Here is a 19,573-nt window from a genome sequence, read left to right on the forward strand (position 1 = left end):
CGCCGGGGCACCCAGCCCGCCGGGCAAACCCCGGGACAGGCGTGATGCGCCCTCCGCCGAATCGCCCCGTCTCCGCCCCGCCCGGCCGTTAACCAGTTCACTTCAGATTTTTTGACAATTCGAATTGAATCCCTCCACACTCAGTCACACATATCGTTCAAGCGCGTCTGTGTTGCCGGTGGGGGCCGATGCAAACGGGCAGTTTGAAAGGAAAGGTCCGGTTATGACCATCCCCTACTCGCTGCAGCGGGCTGCAGCCAATGCCGTCGAAGCCACCTCTATCCTGCAGGACCCGGCGGTTCTGCGCGCCGCCAACAAGCCGCAATTGCGCCGCTACGAGGTCAGCAGCCTGCTGCCCGGCGGCGCCATCTCGGAAACCCGCCACATCGCCCCGGCGCTGCCGCTGTTCGAGGACGCCTTCTGCGCGTTCTCCCGCGGCTCGCTGGTGGAAACCGCCAGCGGCCCGGTCGCGGTCGAGGATCTGCTGCCCGGCGATGAAATCCTGACCAGCGGCGGCGGCAGCCAGCCGCTGGTGTGGATCGGCCGTACCAGCCTGCTGCCGGCCCGGCCCGGCAGCCGCGGCCGCAGCCACCGGCTCACCAGCTTCATGGCCGACAGCCTGGGCCTGCAAAAACCGTCCGCCAGCCTGGTGGCCGGCCCTGCCGCCCGGCTGCTGCGCACGCCGCCGCACCTGCAGGGCAGCGGCAAAGGCCCGCTGCTGACTCCCGCGGCCGCGTTTCAGGACGGGATGAGCATCTTTGAAACCGCGCCGCCGACGCCGGTGGACATGTACCACCTGTGCCTGCCGCGCCATGCGGTGATCAATGCCGGCGGGCTGGAGTTTGAAACCTATCACCCCGGCCCGGACGCGCTGAAGCTCGCCAGCTATGCCATCAAGACGCTGTTTTTGAACATGTTCTCCCACGCCGACAGCGTCAGGGACTTTGGCCCGCTGGCCTATCCCCGCGCCGACGGCCAGGGCGGCAGCGCCGGCGGCCCGCTGCTGTGATCTCCCTGCCGGCGGCCTGTCCGCCGCCGGCACAGGGGCTGCGGGTCAGTTCATGCCGCGCACATAGCGCACCAGCTGGCTGGCATTGAACTGCTCTTCGTCAATGATGCTTTTCATCAGGTCGCCGATCGAGACGATCCCCGCCAGCTCGCCGTCCTTCAGCACCGGCAGATGGCGGACATGCTTTTCCACCATCACCGCCATGCAGGCCTCGGCGCTCTGCCCCGGCTCGACGCCATAGAAATCCGTCGCCATCACATCGGCAAGCGGCGTCGTCGGAGAGGTCTTGCCCGCCAGAAACACCTTGCGGGTATAGTGCCGCTCGGTGAAAATCCCGGCCAGCTTGCCGCCGGACATCACCAGCACGGAGCCCACGTCCTCCTCCGCCATCAGCTTCAAGGCGTCGACCACCATGGCCTCCGTCGGAAGCGTGTGCAGGGTGCCGCCCTTCGCATCGAGAATTTGCTGAACAGTTGCCATCGTTACACCTCCAGTCGGCGGAACAACGACCGGGTCAAACCGATCAACCGGCATGCCCCGCCTTACCAGCATCCGGGGTTTCCCCCTCGCGTCAATGACTTGGATCAAGTGGCCCCGGCACCGCCCCGCAAAAGGGCCGCCGCCGGCACGCGCCGGGCGGCTCCGGCTCAGGCCTCGCGGGCCAGCCGCTCCTCCAGCACCTCAAACGGCACGCCCGGCTCATCCTTGGCGCCGCGGATCACCAGCGAGGTCTTGACGCTGGCCACATTCGGCGTGGTCAGCAGCTCGCCGGTCAGGAAGCTTTGAAAGGTGCTCAGATCCGGCGACACGCATTTCAGGATGAAATCCACCTCGCCGTTCAGCATGTGGCACTCGCGCACCAGGGGCCAGCTGCGGCACTTCTCTTCAAAGGCGCTCAGCTCCACTTCGGCCTGGCTCTCCAGCCCGACCATGGCAAAGACCTGCACCTCGAAGCCTAGCTCGCGGGCGTTCACATCTGCATGATAGCCGTGAATCAGCCCGGCCTCCTCCAGCGCCCGCACCCGGCGCAGACAGGGCGGTGCCGAGATGCCGACCCGCTTGGCCAGCTCCACGTTGGTCATCCGCCCATCGGCCTGAAGCTCCGACAAAATCTTGCGATCAATCGGATCTAGACGGGTTGTGACCATGCGGGAAACTCCTGTGAACTTTGCGTTTCTTATAGCACCGCCGCCGGGCTGCGCAATAATGTTTCATCGCCGCGCAATATTCTTTGCACTCCGAAGGTGCAAGCGGCAATCCGGGGCGGCAGCGGCACCAGCGCCAGGCACCCCGGCACGGCTGGGGGGGTTTAAGCCAGCGGGTCCTGCCGCTATATGCATTTCCTGACGGCGGCAAGCCCGCCATGCTGCTTACGTAAGGGACGAACATGAGCGAGACGCGCCACACCAAGGTTCTGATCATCGGCTCCGGGCCTGCCGGCTATACCGCGGGGGTCTATGCCTCCCGCGCCATGCTGGAGCCGATCCTGGTCCAGGGCATCGAGCCCGGCGGCCAGCTGACCACCACCACCGAGGTGGAGAACTGGCCCGGCGACACCGAGGTGCAGGGCCCCGACCTGATGGTGCGGATGCAGGAGCACGCCAAGGCGATGGGCACCGAGATCATCGGCGACATCATCACCTCGCTCGACACCTCCGCCCGCCCGTTTGTTGCCAAGGGCGACAGCGGCACCACCTACACCGCTGACGCTGTGATCCTGGCAACCGGCGCCCGCGCCAAATGGCTGGGCCTGCCGTCCGAGGAGAAATTCAAGGGCTTCGGCGTCTCCGCCTGCGCCACCTGCGACGGCTTCTTCTACCGCGGCCAGGAGATCGTGGTGATCGGCGGCGGCAACACCGCTGTCGAGGAAGCGCTGTTCCTGACCAACTTCGCCTCCAAGGTCACGCTGATCCACCGCCGCGACGAGCTGCGCGCCGAGAAGATCCTGCAGGACCGCCTGATGAAGAACGACAAGATCGAAACCCTGTGGTTCCACACCCTGGAGGAGGTCGTCGGCACCGACAACCCGCTGGGGGTCGAGGGCGTCGTGGTCAAGAACGTGCAGACCGGCGAAGTGAAGGAAATCCCCTGCAAGGGCGTCTTTGTCGCCATCGGCCACGCCCCCGCGAACGAGCTGGTCAAGGACGTGCTGGAGCTGCACAACGGCGGCTACGTCAAGGTGAAGCCCGGCACCACCGAGACCTCTATCCCCGGCATCTATGCCGCCGGCGACCTCACCGACCACAAGTACCGTCAGGCGGTCACCTCGGCCGGCATGGGCTGCATGGCGGCACTCGACGCCGAACGCTTCCTGGCTGAGCAGGAATAACCGGGATGCCGCATGATTTCGCCGCGCAACGGGCCGGAACCGTTGCGGCATTCAACGACATGCAGGCCGAACACGGCCTGCCGGAGGCGGCGGACGTGGATTACTTCTTCGTCCCCGCCCGCGACGGCGCCGACTGGCGCAAGCTGGCCGATGACCTGAGCCGCGAGGGCTACGGCTGCAACTGGGTCAGCGGAAAAGACGCCGAAGGCGGCAGCCCGTATCTGGCCGCCACCCTGCCGGATCAGATCATCTCCGCCACCGGCATCTGGATCGGCGAGGAAGTCGCCACCCGAGCCGCCCTCTCCCACGGCTTTGCCCCCGACGGCTGGGGCCTGGAGGGCTGAGCGCCCGCCACCCCCGGCATTGACCCCAGGCCCCCGTCCCCGCAGTCTGCCCTCAGCGGACCGCAGGACAGGAGGACCGGCGTGGCAAGCGCGCTCTGGCAGGGCAACTGGATCACCCGCACCCGGATCATCACCGGGCTGGTGCTGTTCACCTATGCCTTCTTCCACTTCCTCAACATCGGCCTGGGCTTGCTGTCGCCAGACTGGATGGAGGCGTTTCAGGACGTCCGCCAGCTGATCACCCGCAGCGTCCTGGGCGGTCTCATCCTCTATACCGCGCTGATCCTGCATGCCGGGCTGGCGCTGTGGAGCCTGGCCCGCCGCCGCACCCTGCGGATGCGCCCGGCGGCGGCGCTGCAAATGCTGCTCGGGTTTCTGATCCCGCTGCAGCTGCTCAGCCATCTGGCCTACACCCGCTATTCGCATGAAATCTACGGCGTCAACGACGAGATGGCCTATGTGATCGTGCTGATGTGGGCCTCGCCCGAGGCCTGGCAGCAAAGCGCGCTGCTGCTGGCGGTGTGGATCCACGGCTGCATCGGCCTGCATTACTGGCTGCGGCTGACCCGCTGGTGGCGGCGGCTGATCCCGTGGATGGCCGGGCTGGCGGTGCTGATCCCCGGCTTTGCCCTGGCCGGCTTCCTGACCGAAGGCCGCCGCATCCACGGCCTGTTCGCGGAGGGCAGCCAGCGCCCGGCGCTGATGGAGGACTTCAACTGGCCCAGCCGCGAGGTTTTTGCCGAGCTGCTCCTGACCGACAGCCGCTGGTTCACGGCGTTCCTGCTGCTCTTGGGGCTGGCGGCGGCGGCGCATGTGCTGAACCGGCTGCTGCGGCGGCGCCGCGCGGTGCGCATCCGCTATGCCTTCGGCCCGGAAATCCGCGCCGAGCGCGGCCTCACCCTGCTGCAGATGTCGCAGGCGGGCGGCGTCCAGCACACCTCCCTGTGCGGCGGCAAGGGCCGCTGCACCACCTGCCGGGTGGTGGTGGAGGAAGGCGGCGACACCCTGCCGCCGCCCGCCCCGCCCGAGGCGCGCAGCCTGGCCCGCGTCAAGGCGCCCGCCAATATGCGTCTGGCCTGCCAGATCCGCCCCGAGGCGCCGCTGACCGTCACCCGCATGTTCCGCCCCGACGGCCGCAAGACCCGCGCCCATGCCAGCCAGGGCAGCGAACAGCAGCTGGCGGTGCTGTTCCTCGACATGCGCGGGTTTACCGCCCGCACCGCCGGCCAGCTGCCCTATGACGTGGTGTTCCTGCTGAACCGCTTCTTCGACGCCATCGTCCCCGCCGTCACCAGGGCCGGCGGCACGGTGGACAAATACCTGGGCGACGGCCTGCTGGCGCTGTTCGAGGCCGCCACCCCCGCCCGCTCCGCCGAGGCCGCACTGGACGCCGCCGCCGCCATCGGCACCGCGCTGCAGGACTTCAACGCCCGGCTGGCAGCGGACGGCGAGCCGCAGATCCGCATCGGCATCGGCATTCATCTGGGCCAGCTGGTGCTGGGCGAGATCGGCAGCGCCGGCCACGCCCCGCGCACCATCATCGGCGGCAGCGTCAACACCGCCAGCCGGCTGGAGGCCAAGACCAAGGATCTGGGAATCGAACTGCTGGTGTCCGCCCGGGTGCTGGAGGCGGCGGGCTACCCCCTGCACCGTTTCGCGCTGCAGGAGTTCCAGCTCAGGGGCGTCTCCCGGCCGCTGGCGGCGCTGGCGGTGGAACAGGCCGCCGCGCTGCCGCGGCTGCTGGCCAAAGAACAGGGTTAAGCCCCGCCCGCGGCCCCGCGAACACCCGTTTCCGCCCCGGCGCCGGACCCGGACGATCCCGCCCGCATAACACGCCTTAGGAGAACTTTCTGCCGCGCACCCGGATGCGTTGCAGCACGGCAACGCGGCAGAAAATCGCCAATCCGAGGCAATTCCCCCTTTGATTCCCGGCCAATCCATGCAATGCGTTCACGCGTGAACACACTTTGACCCCCGCCCTGGACCCGCTGCGCCGTGCCTGAGACCCTGACCACATCCACCCCGGACGAGCAAGACCTGCTCTTTCGCCTCCTGCGCCAGCTCGATGCGGCGCCGGATGCCTCGCAGCGGACCACCGCCGCGGCGCTGGGGATTTCGCTGGGCCGGCTCAACACCTTGCTGCGGTCAGCGGCAGAGGGCGGCCTGGTCACCGTCAGCGCCCGCCCCGGCCCCGACAAGCGGCAGCGGTTTGCCTATTCGCTGACCACCCGCGGCGCGGCAGAGAAAGTGCGGCTCACCGATCAATTCCTCGCCCGCAAGCTCGCAGACTACAACGCGCTGCATGCGGAACTCACCGGCTCCGCTAGCGGCCTCCCCCCTCTCAAACACAGGACCAACCCGATGCAAAGCAACCTGGCTCCCATTCCTGAGCTTTATGTCTCCTACGAAAGCGCCCAGAAACTGAAGGTCGAAGCGGCCGATCTGGTCAGCTGGGATCTGACCCCGCGCCAGATCTGCGACCTGGAGCTCTTGATGAACGGCGGCTTCAACCCGCTGAAGGGGTTCCTGTCTCAGGCTGACTATGACGGCGTCATCGAAAACATGCGCCTGGCCGACGGCACCCTGTGGCCGATGCCGATCACCCTGGACGTCTCCGAAGACTTCGCCGCCAAGCTCGAAGCGGGCCAGGACATTGCCCTGCGCGACCAGGAAGGCGTGATCCTCGCCACCATGACCGTGACCGACAACTGGGTGCCGAACAAGGCGCGCGAGGCGGAGAAGGTGTTCGGCGCCGATGACGACGCCCACCCGGCAGTGAACTACCTGCACAACACCGCGGGCAAGGTCTACCTGGGCGGCCCCGTGACCGGCATCCAGCAGCCCGTCCACTATGACTTCCGCGGCCGCCGCGACACCCCGAACGAGCTGCGCGCCTACTTCCGCAAGCTGGGCTGGAACAAGGTTGTTGCCTTCCAGACCCGCAACCCGCTGCACCGCGCCCACCAGGAGCTGACCTTCCGCGCCGCGCGCGAAGCCCAGGCCAACCTGCTGATCCACCCGGTGGTCGGCATGACCAAGCCGGGCGACGTTGACCACTTCACCCGCGTGCGCTGCTACGAGGCGGTGCTGGACAAATACCCGGCCGCCACCACCTCCATGTCGCTCTTGAACCTGGCGATGCGTATGGCAGGCCCGCGCGAGGCGGTCTGGCACGGCCTGATCCGCAAGAACCACGGCTGCACCCATTTCATCGTCGGCCGCGACCACGCAGGCCCCGGCAAGAACTCTGCCGGCGAGGACTTCTACGGCCCCTATGACGCGCAGGAGCTGTTCCGCGAGTTCCAGGGCGAAATGGGCATCGAAATGGTGGACTTCAAGCACATGGTCTATGTGCAGGAGCGCGCCCAGTACGAGCCGAACGACGAGATCGAAGACCGCGACAACGTCACCATCCTGAACATCTCCGGCACCGAACTGCGCCGCCGCCTGGCCGAGGGCCTGGAGATCCCGGAATGGTTCTCCTTCCCGGAAGTGGTGTCCGAGCTGCGCAAGACCAAGCCGCCGCGCTCCAAGCAGGGCTTCACCGTGTTCTTCACCGGCTTCTCCGGCTCCGGCAAATCCACCATCGCCAACGCGCTGATGGTCAAGCTGATGGAAATGGGCGGCCGCCCGGTGACCCTGCTCGATGGCGACATCGTGCGGAAAAACCTCAGCTCCGAGCTGGGCTTCTCGAAAGAGCACCGCGACCTCAACATCCGCCGCATCGGCTATGTGGCGTCTGAGATCACCAAGAACGGCGGCATCGCCATCTGCGCCCCGATCGCGCCCTATGCCACCACCCGCCGCGCCGTGCGCGAGGACGTGGAGCAGTTCGGCGCCTTTGTCGAAGTGCACGTCGCCACCTCGATCGAGGAATGCGAGCGCCGCGACCGCAAGGGTCTGTATAAACTGGCCCGCGAAGGCAAGATCAAGGAGTTCACCGGCATCTCCGACCCCTACGACGTGCCGCAGAACGCCGAGCTGGTGGTCGAGACCGAGAACGTCGACGTCGACAACTGCGCCCACCAGGTGCTCTTGAAGCTGGAAAGCATGGGGCTGATCAAGGCCTGAGCCTGACAGCAGCACAAGACCGCAGAGCGGCCCGCCAATTGGCGGGCCGTTTTCCGATTGGCCGAATGCGGGCAGTGGCAGCCGCCGCACCGCTCCGGCAGCCCCCGCCTCCCCGCCGGCGCTTTGGTCAAAAAGGCAACGGTCGGCCCCTGATGCGCAGGTCCCTGCCCCGGAACGCTTCCCGGATCGGCGGAAAACCGCTAATCATGCCGCAAAAATACAGCATTACAGGCGGATTTCAGGTGCGTGTCGTTTCTCTTTGGATCGGTGAAGAGCTGCCGCTGCTGACGCAGCTGGCGGTCATGTCCTGGCAGCGCCACACCTGCGGCGTCGACCTCTATGTCACTGACCCCGCCTGCCCGCCCCGCGGCGTGCCGCCCGGTGTCAGCCTGAAACCGGCCGGAGAGATCCTGCCGCTGGACACGCTGGAGCGCCTGAAGCCCCTGATCCGCACCCGCTACAGCCCGCGGCAGGAGCGGCTCAGCTATTCCGACATCTTCCGGATCGTGCTTCAGAAACAGGGCCTTGGTGTCTGGCTGGATACCGATGTCATCCTGTTCCAGGACTTCCAGCCGGACCCGGACCGGGCCTGGTTCGCCTTCGACGGCGCGGCGACGGTGGGCTGCTCGGCGCTGTATTTCCCGCCCGATGACCCCTTTGTCTGCGACTTCCTCAAGGTGCTTGACCATCCCGAGCTGTGGCCGGACTGGCTCGGCTTCAAACGGCGGGTGGTCAAACCCGCGCTGCTGCGCGCGCTTGGCCGGAAATTCCGCGCAACCGATCTCGGCATGACCGTCTATGGCAACGAGGCGATGGTGCGCATCCTCAAGCGGCAGAACCGCTTCGGGGAGGCCAAGCCGATGAAATCAATGTATTACCTGCCGGGCGCCAGCTGCGATTTCTATGACCCGGCGCACACCCAGGCGCTGCTTGGCCAGCCCGACATCATCGGCCTGCACGTGCATCAAAAAGGCCCCTCCACCCAGCCGCCCCGCAGCGGCAGCGCGTTTGATGTGACCCTGCGCGCCTACGGTCTGGCCGCCGCGGAACCCGCCTGAGGCCGCCGCCCGCGGTCACAGCGCCGCGGGCAGATCCACCGTGCCGCGCATCAGCACAAACCCCTCGCCCGCAACCCTGACGCCCTCGATCGCCTCCGCAGGGCCAACCCGGGACACCCGCGCCTGGCCGGGGCGGCCCAGCCCGTGTCCCTGTTCTGCCACGAACTCCGCCTTCTGCATCAGCCCGTGGTGCCACAGATAAGACGCCATCGCCCCGGTGGCGGACCCAGTGAACGGGTCCTCCGGCGGGCTGGGCGGCGCCATCAAAAGGCGCGAGAAGGTGTCCCCCGCCGCCGTCGCGCCCTCCAGCGCCACCAGGAACGGCTCCATCATGTCGATGCCATCGGCGCCCAGCGATTTGCCCAAGGCGGCCAGCGCCTCCAGGTCCAGCTGCGCCGCCTCCAGCGCCGCCCGGTCGCGCAGGACAGTGATACAGAACGGCAGCCCGGTTGAGACTTTCTGCGGCCGCCCTGCGATGGCCTCCACCGGCAAGCTCACCGCCGCCGCCACCAGTGCCGGATCGGCAAAGGGGCCGAACTGCGGCGCCACCTGCGTCATTTCGATCAGGTCCCCGTCCAGCCGCACCGGCACGATCCCCGCCCCGGTTTCCAGCGTGATGCTATCGCCCTCGATCAGCCCGCGGTCCCGCATCGCCGCCACCGTGGCGATGGTCGGATGGCCGGCAAAGGGGATCTCGCGGCTGGCCAGGAAATAGCGCACCTTCACATCCGCCGCCTCAGACGGGCCGGTGAATGTGCATTCCACCAGCGAGGTCTCCCGCACGTAGGCGGTGCAGACCGCCTCCGGCAGAGGCGCGCCGCCATGCACCACCGCACAGCCGTTGCCCCCGAATGCCCGGCCTGAGAACGCATCCACCCAGTCGAAATCATAGCGCGCCATCTGCATCTCCCGGCTTTAAGGCAACAAAAAAGGCGGGCTGCGGCCCGCCTTTCGCATCATCAAAGCCCGCCGCGGGATGTCAATCCGCCGGCCCTGCACCTTTCCGTGTGCTGGCCCTAGTGGACCGGCACCGGCGTCATGTCGTTCTGGCGCGCCAGCACAAAGGCCAGGCTGCGGTCGGCCACCAGCGCCAGCTGGCCGCCCTCGGCGTCGTGCACCGCATAAAGCTGTTCACGCCCGCCCGCGCTGGCCTGCACCTCTTTGGGAAGATCTGCCACCGCAACCGCCTTCACATAGACGGTCCGGCTGCCGGCATCCTTGAAGTCAAACGGTGTATGCATTGCTCTTACCCCTTCTTGATGTTGATCGTCTGAACCACGGTTTCGGGCCGCGACCGGGTCAGGTCCACATGCAGCAGCCCGTTTTCCATCACCGCCTCGCCCACTTCGACGCCATCGGCCAGCACGAACATGCGCTGAAACTGGCGCGCCGCGATGCCGCGGTGCAGAAACACCCGCCCTTCGCTGTCGTCGCGCTGGCGGCCGCGGATCACCAGCTGGCGGTCCTCGACGGTGATCGCCAGATCCTCCTCGGCGAAACCGGCCACGGCCAGGGTGATGCGGTAGGAAAAGTCAGAGGTCTGTTCGATATTATATGGAGGATAGCCTTCGTTGCCCGATTTGGCCGAGCGTTCCAGGAGGCGTTCCAGCTGCTCGAACCCCAGCATATGCGGGTAAGAGCCCAAGGTAAGTTTCGACACGTTGTTCGTCCTTTTTGCCAAAGCGACGGATGCTTGCGGCCCCGGTCACGGCAGCCGCTTCCAGAAGAATATGGGAAGTTCCTGCTGGATTCACAAGAGCATGTGCTCATAGGTCTAGCGGAAAAGCGGTTAAGGAAGTATCTTCAGCCTCACTTCATTCATCAGCTTTACTGAGTCGCCCATGAACGCACCCACAGATGTGTCGATGAAGACGGATGAGGTCCTCAGGGTTGAGCTGGAGGTTTTCCGCAGACAGCACCGCGATCTGGACGAAGCGATCTCCGCGCTGGAAGAGCGCGGCACCGCCGACCAGCTGACCATCCGCCGTCTGAAGAAGCAAAAGCTTATCCTCAAGGACAAGATCGCCTTGATCGAAGACCGGCTGACCCCGGACATTATCGCCTGACGCCGCGCCGGCAGGACCGGCAGCGCATCAGCGCCTGTTGCCCGGCGCCAAAGCCGCCCGGGCCCCGGCTGCAGAACGCAGCGCTTTTTTTCAGAACCCAAGCCCTCCCGCCCCCTGGCGGTGCAGCGCAGCTGCCCAGCCAGGCGTTGGGCGCGGCAGCGCGCCTGCCGGCGCGCTGCGCTCCCGCAGGGCCGCCGCCCGCTCGTCCTGCCCGCCTGGCCCGCCTGCCTGGCCCGCCTGCCTGGCCCGCCTGCCTGGCCCGATTACCGGCTGCGGCGGATGGTCAAACCGGCCGGAACCGGTTAGGAGCAGCGCGATTGTTTCCGGCGGCCGTGCAAAGCGGCCTCCGGACGCAAGCCTCTGAACAACAAGACGAGTTAATCCATGACCGCTGCGAGGGAACAGATCCCGGCGTCCGATCTGCAGGACGCCGATTACAACTTCACACCAAGGCAGGCGCTGGCCGGGGCGCAGATGCTGTTTGTCGCCTTCGGCGCGCTGGTGCTGGTGCCGCTGCTCACCGGGCTGGACCCCAGCGTGGCACTGTTCACCGCCGGGCTTGGCACCCTGATCTTCCAGGTCGTCACCCGCGGCCAGGTGCCGGTGTTCCTGGCATCGTCCTTCGCCTTCATCGCGCCGGTGATCTACGGCGTGCAGACCTGGGGCATGGCCGCCACCACCGGCGGGCTGGCGGCGGCGGGCCTGCTGTATGTGGCGCTCAGCTTTGCCATCCGCGCCTTTGGCACCGGTTTTCTGCACCGGCTGCTGCCGCCCGTCGTGGTCGGCCCCGTCATCATGGTGATCGGCCTGTCGCTGGCGCCGGTTGCGGTCAATATGGCCACCGGCCTGGCAGGCGACACCCAGGTGATGCCGCGCAGCACCGCGCTCTTGCTGGCCGGTATCTCGCTGGGCACCACCATGCTGACCGCCATCCTCGCCCGCGGCATCATGCGCATCGTGCCGATCCTGGCCGGCGTCGCCGCAGGCTGCAGTGCCGCGCTGATCCTGGGCGCCGTCACCGGCGACCCGCTGATCAGCACCGCCGCCATCGCCGCCGCCCCCTGGTTCAAGGTCCCGGCCTTCGTCGCGCCCGAGTTCAACCTGGCCGCCATCCTGTTCATCCTGCCGGTCGCCATCGCGCCCGCGATCGAACACTTCGGCGACATCCTGGCGATCTCCAACGTGACCAAGCGCGACTATATGGAGAAGCCCGGCATCCAGAACACCATGCTGGGCGACGGCCTTGCCACCGCCGCCGCGGGCCTGCTGGGCGGGCCGCCCAACACCACCTATTCCGAGGTGACCGGCGCCGTGACCCTGACCCGTGCCTTCAACCCGGCGATCATGACCTGGGCGGCGATCTTCGCGATTGCGCTGTCCTTCGTTGGCAAGCTGTCCGGTGCGCTGGCGGCGATTCCGATGCCGGTGATGGGCGGCATCATGATCCTGCTCTTTGGCATGGTCACCGTGGTCGGCCTGTCAGTTCTGGCCAAACTGGGCGAGGCGCTGTCGGAGGCGCGCAATATGGTGATCATCTCCACCGTGCTGATCATCGGCCTGGGCGGGTTGACCCTGGAATTCGGCGAAGGCTTCACCCTCGCAGGCATCGGCCTGTCCGGCGTGGCCGGCCTCGCGCTGAACCTGATCCTGCCGAAACAGCGGTAATCCCGCAACGCTGAGGAGCCGCCGCAAAGGCGGCTCCCCTCACCGCTCCTCCGGCGCCAGGTGCCGGATGCGCTCCACATGCGCGGCAATGTCCTCGCGGCTGAACTTCGAATGCACCCGCTTCTCTGACGCCGGATGGTTCCCCAGCCCCAGCTTCAGCTCCTCCCGCCAGGCGCGTTTCGGCCGGATGGGCCGCGGCGCAAAGCCGCCGCCGCAGGTGGGGCAGACATTGTGCAGAACCGCCTCAGCACAATCCGCGCAATAGGTGCATTCATAGCTGCAGATCCGCGCTTCCGCCGCATCCGGCGGCAGATCCTTGCCGCACAGCTCGCAATTAGGGCGCAGCTCCAGCATCCTATCCTCCCTGATCCTGCCCCCACCCTGCCCCGGTTACTGCCCCCTTGCAATCCTCTGTTCAAGCCACCCGCGCCGCGCAACGCGCGGCGCCACGCCCAACCGCAAGGCGGTGCAGCTTGCCTGCGTCCCGCGCGGGCGGGAGCCTGCCGCCCTGCGGCATAGCGGCCAGCGGCGCAAAACAGGGCAAATCCCCCTGCTTTCCCGGCCAAGCCGGATTGCGCAAAACCCAACATTCCCTATAGTGCGCGCTCCACAAGCCGCGACAGGAGCCACCAGCCATGGGTGACATCAAAGTGGGCATCATCATGGGCAGCCAATCCGACTGGCCCACCATGAAGGAAGCCGCGAATATCCTCGATGAACTGGGCGTTGCCTATGAGGCCAAGATCGTCTCCGCCCACCGCACCCCGGACCGGCTGTGGAGCTACGGCAAATCCGCGGCGGACCGCGGCTTGCAGGTGATCATCGCAGGTGCGGGCGGCGCCGCCCATCTGCCCGGCATGGTCGCCTCCAAGACCCGCGTGCCGGTGGTCGGCGTGCCGGTCCAGACCCGCGCCCTTTCCGGCGTCGACTCGCTCTATTCCATCGTCCAGATGCCCAAGGGCTTCCCGGTCGCGACCATGGCAATCGGTGCTGCCGGGGCCGCCAACGCAGGCCTGATGGCCGCGGGCATCCTGGCGCTGCAGGACGCGGACCTCGCCCAGCGCCTGGACGACTGGCGCGCGGCGCTCTCTGCCTCGATCCCCGAGGAGCCGTCCGATGACTGACGTGCTTGCACAGGCACTGCAGCCGGGCGCCACAATCGGCATCCTCGGCGGCGGCCAGCTGGGCCGGATGCTCTCGGTCGCGGCCTCCCGCCTCGGCTTCAAGACCCATATCTTTGAACCGGGCGCCAACCCGCCCGCAGGCCATGTCGCCGACCGCGTGACCACCGCAGGCTACGAGGACGCAGAGGCGCTGGCCGCCTTCGCCGCGTCCGTCGACGTGATCACCTATGAGTTCGAGAACATCCCGACCTCCGCGCTGGACCTCCTGGAATCGCAAAAGCCGATCCGCCCGGGCCGTGAGGCGCTGCGGATCAGCCAGGACCGGCTGACCGAAAAGAGCTTCCTGCAGGATCTGGGCCTCAAAACCGCGCCCTTCGCGGACATCACCGATCAGGCCAGCCTCGACGCCGCTTTGGCGCAGACCGGCACGCCCTCGATCCTGAAAACCCGCCGCTTCGGCTATGACGGCAAGGGCCAGGCCCGCATCAAATCGCCTGAAGACGCAAACGAAGCGCTCGCTTCCATGGCCGGCGCGCCCTCGATCCTCGAAGGGTTCGTGACCTTCACCCACGAGGTTTCGGTCATCGCCGCCCGCGGCGTGAGCGGCGAGATCGCCTGTTTTGACCCCGGCGAAAACGTCCACCGCGACGGCATCCTGCACACCACCACCGTGCCCGCAAAGCTCAGCACATCCCAGCGCATGGACGCGGTGCTGATGGCCGGCAAGATCCTGAACGCGCTGGACTATGTCGGCGTCCTCGGCGTCGAACTCTTCGTCACGCCCCAAGGCCTGATCGTCAACGAGATCGCCCCCCGCGTCCACAACTCCGGCCACTGGACCCAGAACGGCTGCACCGTCGACCAGTTCGAACAGCACATCCGCGCGGTTGCGGGATGGCCGCTCGGCGATGGCCAGCGCCACTCGGACGTGGTGATGGAAAACCTGATCGGCGATGACGTGGAGCGCTTGCCCGAACTGGCAAAAGAAGCCGATTGCGCCCTCCACCTCTATGGCAAGGCGGAGGCCAAGCCGGGCCGCAAGATGGGCCATGTGAACCGGGTGGTTAGGGCGCAGGGGTAAGGCCTCGCGTCAGGAAATTCAGCGCATTGAAGCGGAAAGCGGCCTCAGATGAGGCCGTTTTTTACAATCTCCGCATTCATCCAATGCACCTCTGTCTGCACATGATCCGCGCGGACGTACTTGGCCAGCAGCGTCTGCATTTCCGCCTCGGCAAATTCTCTGGCAGTGCGGATCACGAAACCTTCCTGTGCCGCCAAATCCAGCGCGGAAATGGTCGCTTGTAATACAGATTCCGAGGGCGGTCCCCGGTACAGCACCGGAACGCTGACAATCCCCAGCTCACCAAACCGGGCCAGCGTTTCCTCCCAAGGCTGGATCACGCCATCCACGATCCAGGCGAATCCCAGAAAATAGCTGGGCAGCGCAGGGTAAGCGATGGCATGGCGGGCAAAGAGGTACTCACCGACAATCCGCTCGCCATTCGTCAACGCCGGAGAAATGCCTGCAGCAAAAGCCTTAATCCAGTCGCGGGACGGGTGGTAGCGGGCATCGGGGCTGCGCGGGTGGCAGCCGCCGGGGTAAATAGTGGTGTTTTCACCATCCATTTTTTCGGTAATGACCACCTCTGCCTCTGCCAGAAGCGCAGAGGTATCCTGCAGGATTTTGTCATCACTGGTGGCACCGGGCGATTGCGGCAGATGAAAAGTGCGGCCGTATTTTCGGGTCATGTGATCAACCGTTGCATAAAAACCTCTTTCGCCGCAGCCTAGCCGCGCCGCACCGCGGCAGCAAGGCGTCCCGGTGAAAGCGGCTCCGCCGGTTTCACGCGCAAAGAGGGCCATCCGGCCTGATGCGCGGCGCTTCCCCCTCAGGCCAGGAACCGGCCCGCCACCTCCCCGGCCATATAGCTGACCCGCCCGCCGGCAATTGTCGCCGCGACCCGCTGGGTGGCCTTGTCCAGCACCAGAATATCGGCGCGCTTGCCGGCCTCCAGCGTGCCGCGATCGTTAAGCCCCAGCAGCTGCGCAGGCCCGTGTGAGACCAGCCGCCAGGCGCCCTCCAGATCCAAGAGGCCGGACCGTTCCAGCATCAGGGCTGCGCGCCGCGGGCTGGGGTAGTGATAGTCGGAGGCCAGCGCATCGCACAGCCCCATGGCGATCAGTTCGACGGCAGAGGCATTGCCCTTGTGCGAGCCGCCGCGCACCACATTGGGGGAGCCGAGGATCACCGGATCGTCCGCGGCGCGCGCCGCTTCTGCGGCCTCAAGTGTCTCGGGAAACTCGGAAATCCGCGCGCCGCGCGCGCGCCAGACGGCGCGGCCCTCTGCGGTCTGGTCGTCATGGCTGCCGAGCCGCACCTCCAGCGCCGCCAGCTCCGCACAGAGCGCATCCAGCCGGCCTGCCACCTCCTCCCGGCGCGCGTGCATGTCTTTCAGCATCTGCCAGTGCACCTCCGGATTGCGCCCCGCCTTCAGCGCCTGCCCGGTCAGCCGCGGCGGCTTCTTGCCCGCCGCCAGCCGGTCGTGCGGCAGGTGGTCGTTGAACACCACATAAGGCACCTGCCAGTCCGCCACCTTGGCGGCCAGCCCGGCGTAATCCTCCAGCATGTGGATCTCAAACCGCAGCTGCGGCAGCAGATCGGTCACGACGGAGTGGCGCACCGCCTTGATGGCCTCAAACACCTGCGCGGCAAACTCCGGGCTGCGCAGGCCGCCCTCCCAGGAATAGAACTGCGCCAGCACCGCAGTGGTGATGCCGTTGGCCGCCAGTTCCGCCTCGGCGGCCACAACGCCCTCGGCCATCTGCTTCATCGCGCCCCGGCGCGGCGCCAGGTGGCGTTCAAACCCGTCGCCATGCACGTCCACAATTCCCGGCAGCACCAGATAGCCCGACAGGTCCACACGGCGTCCGGCGGGCGCATCCGCCACCTGCCCCTCCGCCAGGGCGATCTCGCCGCCGCGCTCCAGCCCGCCGGGGCGCAGCACATCGCCGCTCTGCAAGGTCAGTTCCAACGTCATTCCTCTGCCTCTTCACAGCCGCCATTCAGCTGGCAGGCCTCGGTGATGATCTCTTCCACCGCCGCCAGCCAGCCCAGGCCGGGCTCAAACCGCCCCTCTTCCAGGAAATGCAGCGCCTGCGCCATCACCTGCGGGTTGTTCATCATGTAGGTGTGGGTGACCGGCAGCGTCAGATGCGCCGCCATGCCTGCCACCTTGGTGCTGTCGACCGAGACTTTGCCGTCATCCTCCCCCGGGATCAGCGAGGAGAACAGCGGGTTCAGCGTCTCATTGCCCGCAATCACACCCAGCTCGAAATTCACCGGCGGCAGACGCCTGGGCAGGCTGCCCGTCCCGGTCCCCAGCTGCAGCCCGGCAGGCCCGTTCAGCAGGCCGAACACCTCCCAGTCGCCCAGCTCATCCACCAGCTCGCTGCCCTGGTTGGGCGGCCCCATCATCACCACACGGCCCAGATTGCCGGGGTGATTGCCCTGCAGCCAGTAGCGCAGCAGGATGCCCCCCATCGAGTGGCTGACCACATGGGTGGTCTCCGCGCCGCAGGCGGCAAAGGCCGCTGGCAGGGTCTCCTCCGCCAGCACCTGAATGGCCGCCTCAGTGGAGGCATAGCCCGGCCGCACCACGCTGTAGCCGCGCGACTGCAAAACCTCCTCCATCACCGCAAATGAGGTCTCGGTGCGCGCCAATCCATGCAGCAGGATCACGCAATCGGCCGCCGCGGGCAGCGGCAGCAGCGCCGCAGCGGCGGCAAGGAAGGGTTTTGCAAAATAACGCATGGCGCCCAGATAAGCGCAAGCGGCGGCACAGGGAAGACCCCGCGGTCAGCCGGCGGCCCGTTTGGCCGGCTGCGCCTTGCGCCCCGGCGCCCGCAGCACCACCAGCGCAATGCCGCCCAGCACCGCCGCACTGCCAAACAGCAGCCGCAGGGTCACGGTCTCGCCCAGCAGCACGGCCCCCGCCAGGATCGCAATCACCGGCACGCTCAGCTGCACGGTGGCGGCCACCGCGGGCAGGATCTGCGGCAGCAGCCGGTACCACAGCGCATAGCCCATGCCGGAGGTCACCGCCCCCGACAGCACCGCCAGCCCCGCGCCATAGAGGCTGACCGAGCTGCCGCCCAGCCATAAGGCAATTGGCAGGAACATCGCCGCCGACCACAGGAAATTCACCGCCGTCGCCGCCAGCGGCTGCGCCGCCCCCCGCCCCAGAATGCTGTAGATCCCCCAGCCCAGACCCGCCGCCGCCATCAGCAGCGACGCGCCCAAGGGCGTTGCGCCGGAGCCGTCGGGCCAGACCACATAGGCCAGCCCCAGAAACGCCAGCACCGCGCCCGCCAGCTGGCCCGCGCTGACCGGATTGCCCCGTACCGCCCCCCACAGGAACATCGTGACCTGCACCACCCCGAACAACACCAGCGCGCCAAGGCCTGCGTCGAGCTGCTGATAGGCCAGCGAAAACCCCGCGATATAAAGCGTCAGCGCCGCCCCGCCCCCCAGGCTCGCCCGCAGGCCCTGGCGCACCGCCAGCCCCTGCGCCTGGCACAGCACCACCAGCATCGCCGCACCGGAGGCCAGCCGCAAAAGACCAAAGCTGCCCGCATCCATATGCCCGCCCCCGATCGCCAGCCGGCTGAGGATGGAGTTCGCGGCAAAGGCCGCCATGGTGAGGGAGACAAGAAGAAACAGGCGCATTTTCAAGGGGTAGCGCGCCGGAGCGTGCGGGGCCACTGATATTTTCGTGTCAGCCGCCGATCCCTCAATTGGACATCTGCCGCCGCCCAAGGGCTTTAGCCCTTGAAGACATTTTCCCGATGCCAGCGGAGGTATGATCTGTGAGGTTTGAAAGCCGGGTTCACCGGCTCGATCAGTCGCCGGTCCGGCAGCAGCAAACGATTAAGCGTCGCCTCATCCACCGCCTTTTTCGCAACAAGCACCTCGTTATCATCGCTGATCGACAGCAGCCCCCGGTCGAACATCCAATGCACGGTTCCCGACAGGGCCAGCCCATTGCGCACCGTATCCGGACCGCGTTCCGAAACCGGCACGATATGTGCGGCCTCCACCTCCGGCCGCCCTCCGCCATTACGCAACTCCAGCCCCGACATCGAACAGCGGCCGCCATAGGCATGTTTGACCTGCCTCGCAAAACTGCGGTCCCGGAAGGCCCGCTGGGACAGCAGCATTTCGCGTGGCTGATCCTGCGGTTCAAAGGGGGCCTGCGCCTCGGCAAACCCGGGCTCTGCGGTGAAATCTCCGGTTCGAGGGATGGCATTCGGCTCTTCGCGTGCCGCCAGACCGGCGGTAATAATCCGCGCAAAATCAGCATCGGAGATCAGCCGGACCGCGCTGGTGTTGCTGCCGCGCGACCTGGGCAGCCCGGTTTCATACGGCCCCTGCCCTTCCACCCATCGGGGAACAAAATTCTCGAAGGACAGCTCACTGCCTGTGTCCAGCAGCGCATAAGCCATTGCAGGATCCTTCGGGTCATCCTGCACCTGAAGCACACGCTGGACAGAATGGTAGCCTTTACCGCCGCCGCGCCGGCCCTCATAGAAGACAACCCAGTCGCCGACAGTTTGCTCAACCCGGCTCAGGTAGTGCTTTTTAGGGAAATGGTACGCTTTGCCAGGCTGGTCGTCATAACCTGAATGCGAAGACTGAATGAAAACTGCTTTGACCATGACGGTGACTTTAGGCCGTTGTTTCATAAACGAAAAGAGGGGAGAGAAAACGTGCCCCCCCCCTTTCACCTTTGCCCAAATACTCCCGCCGGAGGCAGGCCCGCACCGCAGGCCTTCAATACCTCTCAAAACGAAAAGGGGCCGCCCGAAGGCAGCCCCAAGTCTTGCAGTCGTCAGCGGTGGGCTTCCGGC

Annotated in this window: 21 protein-coding genes; 10 read left to right on the plus strand and 11 right to left on the minus strand. The window is 66.7% G+C overall.

Going from position 1 to position 19,573, the window contains the following annotated elements; all coding sequences use genetic code 11:
• Positions 1-223 precede the first annotated feature (223 nt).
• The gene (locus B2P87_RS01620; protein WP_141890875.1) at positions 224-1,009 is read left to right on the plus strand and encodes a Hint domain-containing protein; all 786 of its coding nucleotides are present in this window, start codon (positions 224-226) and stop codon (positions 1,007-1,009) included.
• A gap of 45 nt (positions 1,010-1,054) precedes the next feature.
• Here the strand turns inward: B2P87_RS01620 and B2P87_RS01625 are convergent, their stop codons facing one another.
• Positions 1,055-1,489 (minus strand): CBS domain-containing protein, encoded by a 435-nt coding sequence (locus B2P87_RS01625; RefSeq protein WP_058286000.1) that lies wholly within the window; start codon positions 1,487-1,489, stop codon positions 1,055-1,057.
• A gap of 167 nt (positions 1,490-1,656) precedes the next feature.
• Positions 1,657-2,157, minus strand: coding sequence for an Lrp/AsnC family transcriptional regulator (locus tag B2P87_RS01630; protein ID WP_058286001.1), 501 nt, complete (start codon positions 2,155-2,157; stop codon positions 1,657-1,659).
• A 239-nt stretch (positions 2,158-2,396) separates the two neighbouring features.
• Between B2P87_RS01630 and trxB the strand changes: the two genes are divergently transcribed.
• From trxB to B2P87_RS01655, 5 genes are all read left to right on the plus strand, one after another.
• Positions 2,397-3,338 (plus strand): thioredoxin-disulfide reductase, encoded by a 942-nt coding sequence (trxB, locus tag B2P87_RS01635; protein ID WP_058286002.1) that lies wholly within the window; start codon positions 2,397-2,399, stop codon positions 3,336-3,338.
• 5 nt (positions 3,339-3,343) lie between these two features.
• Positions 3,344-3,682: a ribonuclease E inhibitor RraB gene (locus B2P87_RS01640; protein ID WP_141890876.1), complete on the plus strand. Its 339-nt coding sequence runs from the start codon at positions 3,344-3,346 to the stop codon at positions 3,680-3,682.
• Positions 3,683-3,763: 81 nt separating this feature from the next.
• Positions 3,764-5,443, plus strand: coding sequence for an adenylate/guanylate cyclase domain-containing protein (locus B2P87_RS01645; protein ID WP_141890877.1), 1,680 nt, complete (start codon positions 3,764-3,766; stop codon positions 5,441-5,443).
• A gap of 234 nt (positions 5,444-5,677) precedes the next feature.
• Positions 5,678-7,753, plus strand: coding sequence for a bifunctional sulfate adenylyltransferase/adenylylsulfate kinase (locus tag B2P87_RS01650; protein ID WP_058286005.1), 2,076 nt, complete (start codon positions 5,678-5,680; stop codon positions 7,751-7,753).
• Between the two features lie 242 nt (positions 7,754-7,995).
• A complete protein-coding gene (locus B2P87_RS01655; RefSeq protein WP_141890878.1) occupies positions 7,996-8,811 on the plus strand; it encodes a hypothetical protein in 816 nt (271 codons plus the stop codon).
• A 15-nt stretch (positions 8,812-8,826) separates the two neighbouring features.
• Here B2P87_RS01655 and B2P87_RS01660 read toward each other — a convergent pair whose 3' ends face one another.
• From B2P87_RS01660 to B2P87_RS01670, 3 genes are all read right to left on the minus strand, one after another.
• Positions 8,827-9,711 (minus strand): PhzF family phenazine biosynthesis protein, encoded by an 885-nt coding sequence (locus tag B2P87_RS01660; RefSeq protein WP_141890879.1) that lies wholly within the window; start codon positions 9,709-9,711, stop codon positions 8,827-8,829.
• Positions 9,712-9,827: 116 nt separating this feature from the next.
• Complete coding sequence (locus B2P87_RS01665; RefSeq protein ID WP_008556561.1) at positions 9,828-10,052, minus strand: DUF1150 family protein; 225 nt, start codon at positions 10,050-10,052, stop codon at positions 9,828-9,830.
• A 5-nt stretch (positions 10,053-10,057) separates the two neighbouring features.
• The gene (locus B2P87_RS01670; protein WP_027244437.1) at positions 10,058-10,471 is read right to left on the minus strand and encodes an Hsp20 family protein; all 414 of its coding nucleotides are present in this window, start codon (positions 10,469-10,471) and stop codon (positions 10,058-10,060) included.
• 181 nt (positions 10,472-10,652) lie between these two features.
• On the opposite strand from B2P87_RS01670, the gene B2P87_RS01675 reads away from it, so the two are divergent.
• A complete protein-coding gene (locus B2P87_RS01675; RefSeq protein WP_058286008.1) occupies positions 10,653-10,877 on the plus strand; it encodes a YdcH family protein in 225 nt (74 codons plus the stop codon).
• Between the two features lie 384 nt (positions 10,878-11,261).
• Entirely contained in the window at positions 11,262-12,542 is a 1,281-nt protein-coding gene (locus B2P87_RS01680) for a uracil-xanthine permease family protein (RefSeq protein ID WP_141890880.1), read from the plus strand.
• Positions 12,543-12,581: 39 nt separating this feature from the next.
• On the opposite strand, the gene B2P87_RS01685 is transcribed toward B2P87_RS01680, so the two are convergent.
• Complete coding sequence (locus tag B2P87_RS01685; protein WP_141890881.1) at positions 12,582-12,896, minus strand: DUF1272 domain-containing protein; 315 nt, start codon at positions 12,894-12,896, stop codon at positions 12,582-12,584.
• Positions 12,897-13,177: 281 nt separating this feature from the next.
• Here B2P87_RS01685 and purE point away from each other — a divergent pair, with 281 nt between their 5' ends.
• Positions 13,178-13,666: a 5-(carboxyamino)imidazole ribonucleotide mutase gene (purE, locus tag B2P87_RS01690; protein WP_141890882.1), complete on the plus strand. Its 489-nt coding sequence runs from the start codon at positions 13,178-13,180 to the stop codon at positions 13,664-13,666.
• The gene (locus tag B2P87_RS01695; RefSeq protein WP_141890883.1) at positions 13,659-14,747 is read left to right on the plus strand and encodes a 5-(carboxyamino)imidazole ribonucleotide synthase; all 1,089 of its coding nucleotides are present in this window, start codon (positions 13,659-13,661) and stop codon (positions 14,745-14,747) included. Before purE ends, B2P87_RS01695 begins: the two co-directional genes overlap by 8 nt.
• Positions 14,748-14,791: 44 nt before the next feature.
• On the opposite strand, the gene B2P87_RS01700 is transcribed toward B2P87_RS01695, so the two are convergent.
• The 5 genes from B2P87_RS01700 to B2P87_RS01720 form a co-directional block, all read right to left on the minus strand.
• On the minus strand, positions 14,792-15,415 hold the full coding sequence (locus B2P87_RS01700) for an RNA ligase family protein (protein WP_141892095.1): 624 nt from the start codon (positions 15,413-15,415) through the stop codon (positions 14,792-14,794).
• Between the two features lie 140 nt (positions 15,416-15,555).
• Entirely contained in the window at positions 15,556-16,704 is a 1,149-nt protein-coding gene (locus B2P87_RS01705) for an alpha-D-ribose 1-methylphosphonate 5-triphosphate diphosphatase (protein ID WP_141890884.1), read from the minus strand.
• A complete protein-coding gene (locus tag B2P87_RS01710; RefSeq protein WP_141890885.1) occupies positions 16,701-17,477 on the minus strand; it encodes an alpha/beta hydrolase in 777 nt (258 codons plus the stop codon). The genes B2P87_RS01705 and B2P87_RS01710 overlap by 4 nt, the downstream gene beginning before the upstream one ends.
• Before the next feature lie 45 nt (positions 17,478-17,522).
• Positions 17,523-18,392 carry a DMT family transporter gene (locus B2P87_RS01715; RefSeq protein ID WP_141890886.1) on the minus strand — a complete coding sequence of 290 codons (870 nt, stop codon included), beginning with the start codon at positions 18,390-18,392 and terminating at the stop codon, positions 17,523-17,525.
• Between the two features lie 95 nt (positions 18,393-18,487).
• Positions 18,488-19,381, minus strand: coding sequence for an HNH endonuclease (locus tag B2P87_RS01720; protein WP_141890887.1), 894 nt, complete (start codon positions 19,379-19,381; stop codon positions 18,488-18,490).
• Positions 19,382-19,573 lie beyond the last annotated feature (192 nt).

The sequence above is a fragment of the Leisingera sp. UBA4491 genome, assembly GCF_002388965.1.
Lineage (GTDB): Bacteria > Pseudomonadota > Alphaproteobacteria > Rhodobacterales > Rhodobacteraceae > Leisingera > Leisingera aquaemixtae.

What these genes read in the sequence shown, in the direction of transcription:
- B2P87_RS01630 (WP_058286001.1), bottom strand. Translation starts at nt 2,157, where the DNA reads ATGGTCACAACCCGTCTAGATCCGATTGATCGCAAGATTTTGTCGGAG.
- B2P87_RS01705 (WP_141890884.1), bottom strand. Translation starts at nt 16,704, where the DNA reads ATGACGTTGGAACTGACCTTGCAGAGCGGCGATGTGCTGCGCCCCGGC.
- purE (WP_141890882.1), top strand. Translation starts at nt 13,178, where the DNA reads ATGGGTGACATCAAAGTGGGCATCATCATGGGCAGCCAATCCGACTGG.
- B2P87_RS01700 (WP_141892095.1), bottom strand. Translation starts at nt 15,415, where the DNA reads ATGACCCGAAAATACGGCCGCACTTTTCATCTGCCGCAATCGCCCGGT.
- B2P87_RS01625 (WP_058286000.1), bottom strand. Translation starts at nt 1,489, where the DNA reads ATGGCAACTGTTCAGCAAATTCTCGATGCGAAGGGCGGCACCCTGCAC.
- B2P87_RS01660 (WP_141890879.1), bottom strand. Translation starts at nt 9,711, where the DNA reads ATGGCGCGCTATGATTTCGACTGGGTGGATGCGTTCTCAGGCCGGGCA.
- B2P87_RS01665 (WP_008556561.1), bottom strand. Translation starts at nt 10,052, where the DNA reads ATGCATACACCGTTTGACTTCAAGGATGCCGGCAGCCGGACCGTCTAT.
- B2P87_RS01685 (WP_141890881.1), bottom strand. Translation starts at nt 12,896, where the DNA reads ATGCTGGAGCTGCGCCCTAATTGCGAGCTGTGCGGCAAGGATCTGCCG.
- trxB (WP_058286002.1), top strand. Translation starts at nt 2,397, where the DNA reads ATGAGCGAGACGCGCCACACCAAGGTTCTGATCATCGGCTCCGGGCCT.
- B2P87_RS01680 (WP_141890880.1), top strand. Translation starts at nt 11,262, where the DNA reads ATGACCGCTGCGAGGGAACAGATCCCGGCGTCCGATCTGCAGGACGCC.
- B2P87_RS01640 (WP_141890876.1), top strand. Translation starts at nt 3,344, where the DNA reads ATGCCGCATGATTTCGCCGCGCAACGGGCCGGAACCGTTGCGGCATTC.
- B2P87_RS01620 (WP_141890875.1), top strand. Translation starts at nt 224, where the DNA reads ATGACCATCCCCTACTCGCTGCAGCGGGCTGCAGCCAATGCCGTCGAA.
- B2P87_RS01675 (WP_058286008.1), top strand. Translation starts at nt 10,653, where the DNA reads ATGAACGCACCCACAGATGTGTCGATGAAGACGGATGAGGTCCTCAGG.
- B2P87_RS01720 (WP_141890887.1), bottom strand. Translation starts at nt 19,381, where the DNA reads ATGGTCAAAGCAGTTTTCATTCAGTCTTCGCATTCAGGTTATGACGAC.
- B2P87_RS01715 (WP_141890886.1), bottom strand. Translation starts at nt 18,392, where the DNA reads ATGCGCCTGTTTCTTCTTGTCTCCCTCACCATGGCGGCCTTTGCCGCG.
- B2P87_RS01695 (WP_141890883.1), top strand. Translation starts at nt 13,659, where the DNA reads ATGACTGACGTGCTTGCACAGGCACTGCAGCCGGGCGCCACAATCGGC.
- B2P87_RS01710 (WP_141890885.1), bottom strand. Translation starts at nt 17,477, where the DNA reads ATGCGTTATTTTGCAAAACCCTTCCTTGCCGCCGCTGCGGCGCTGCTG.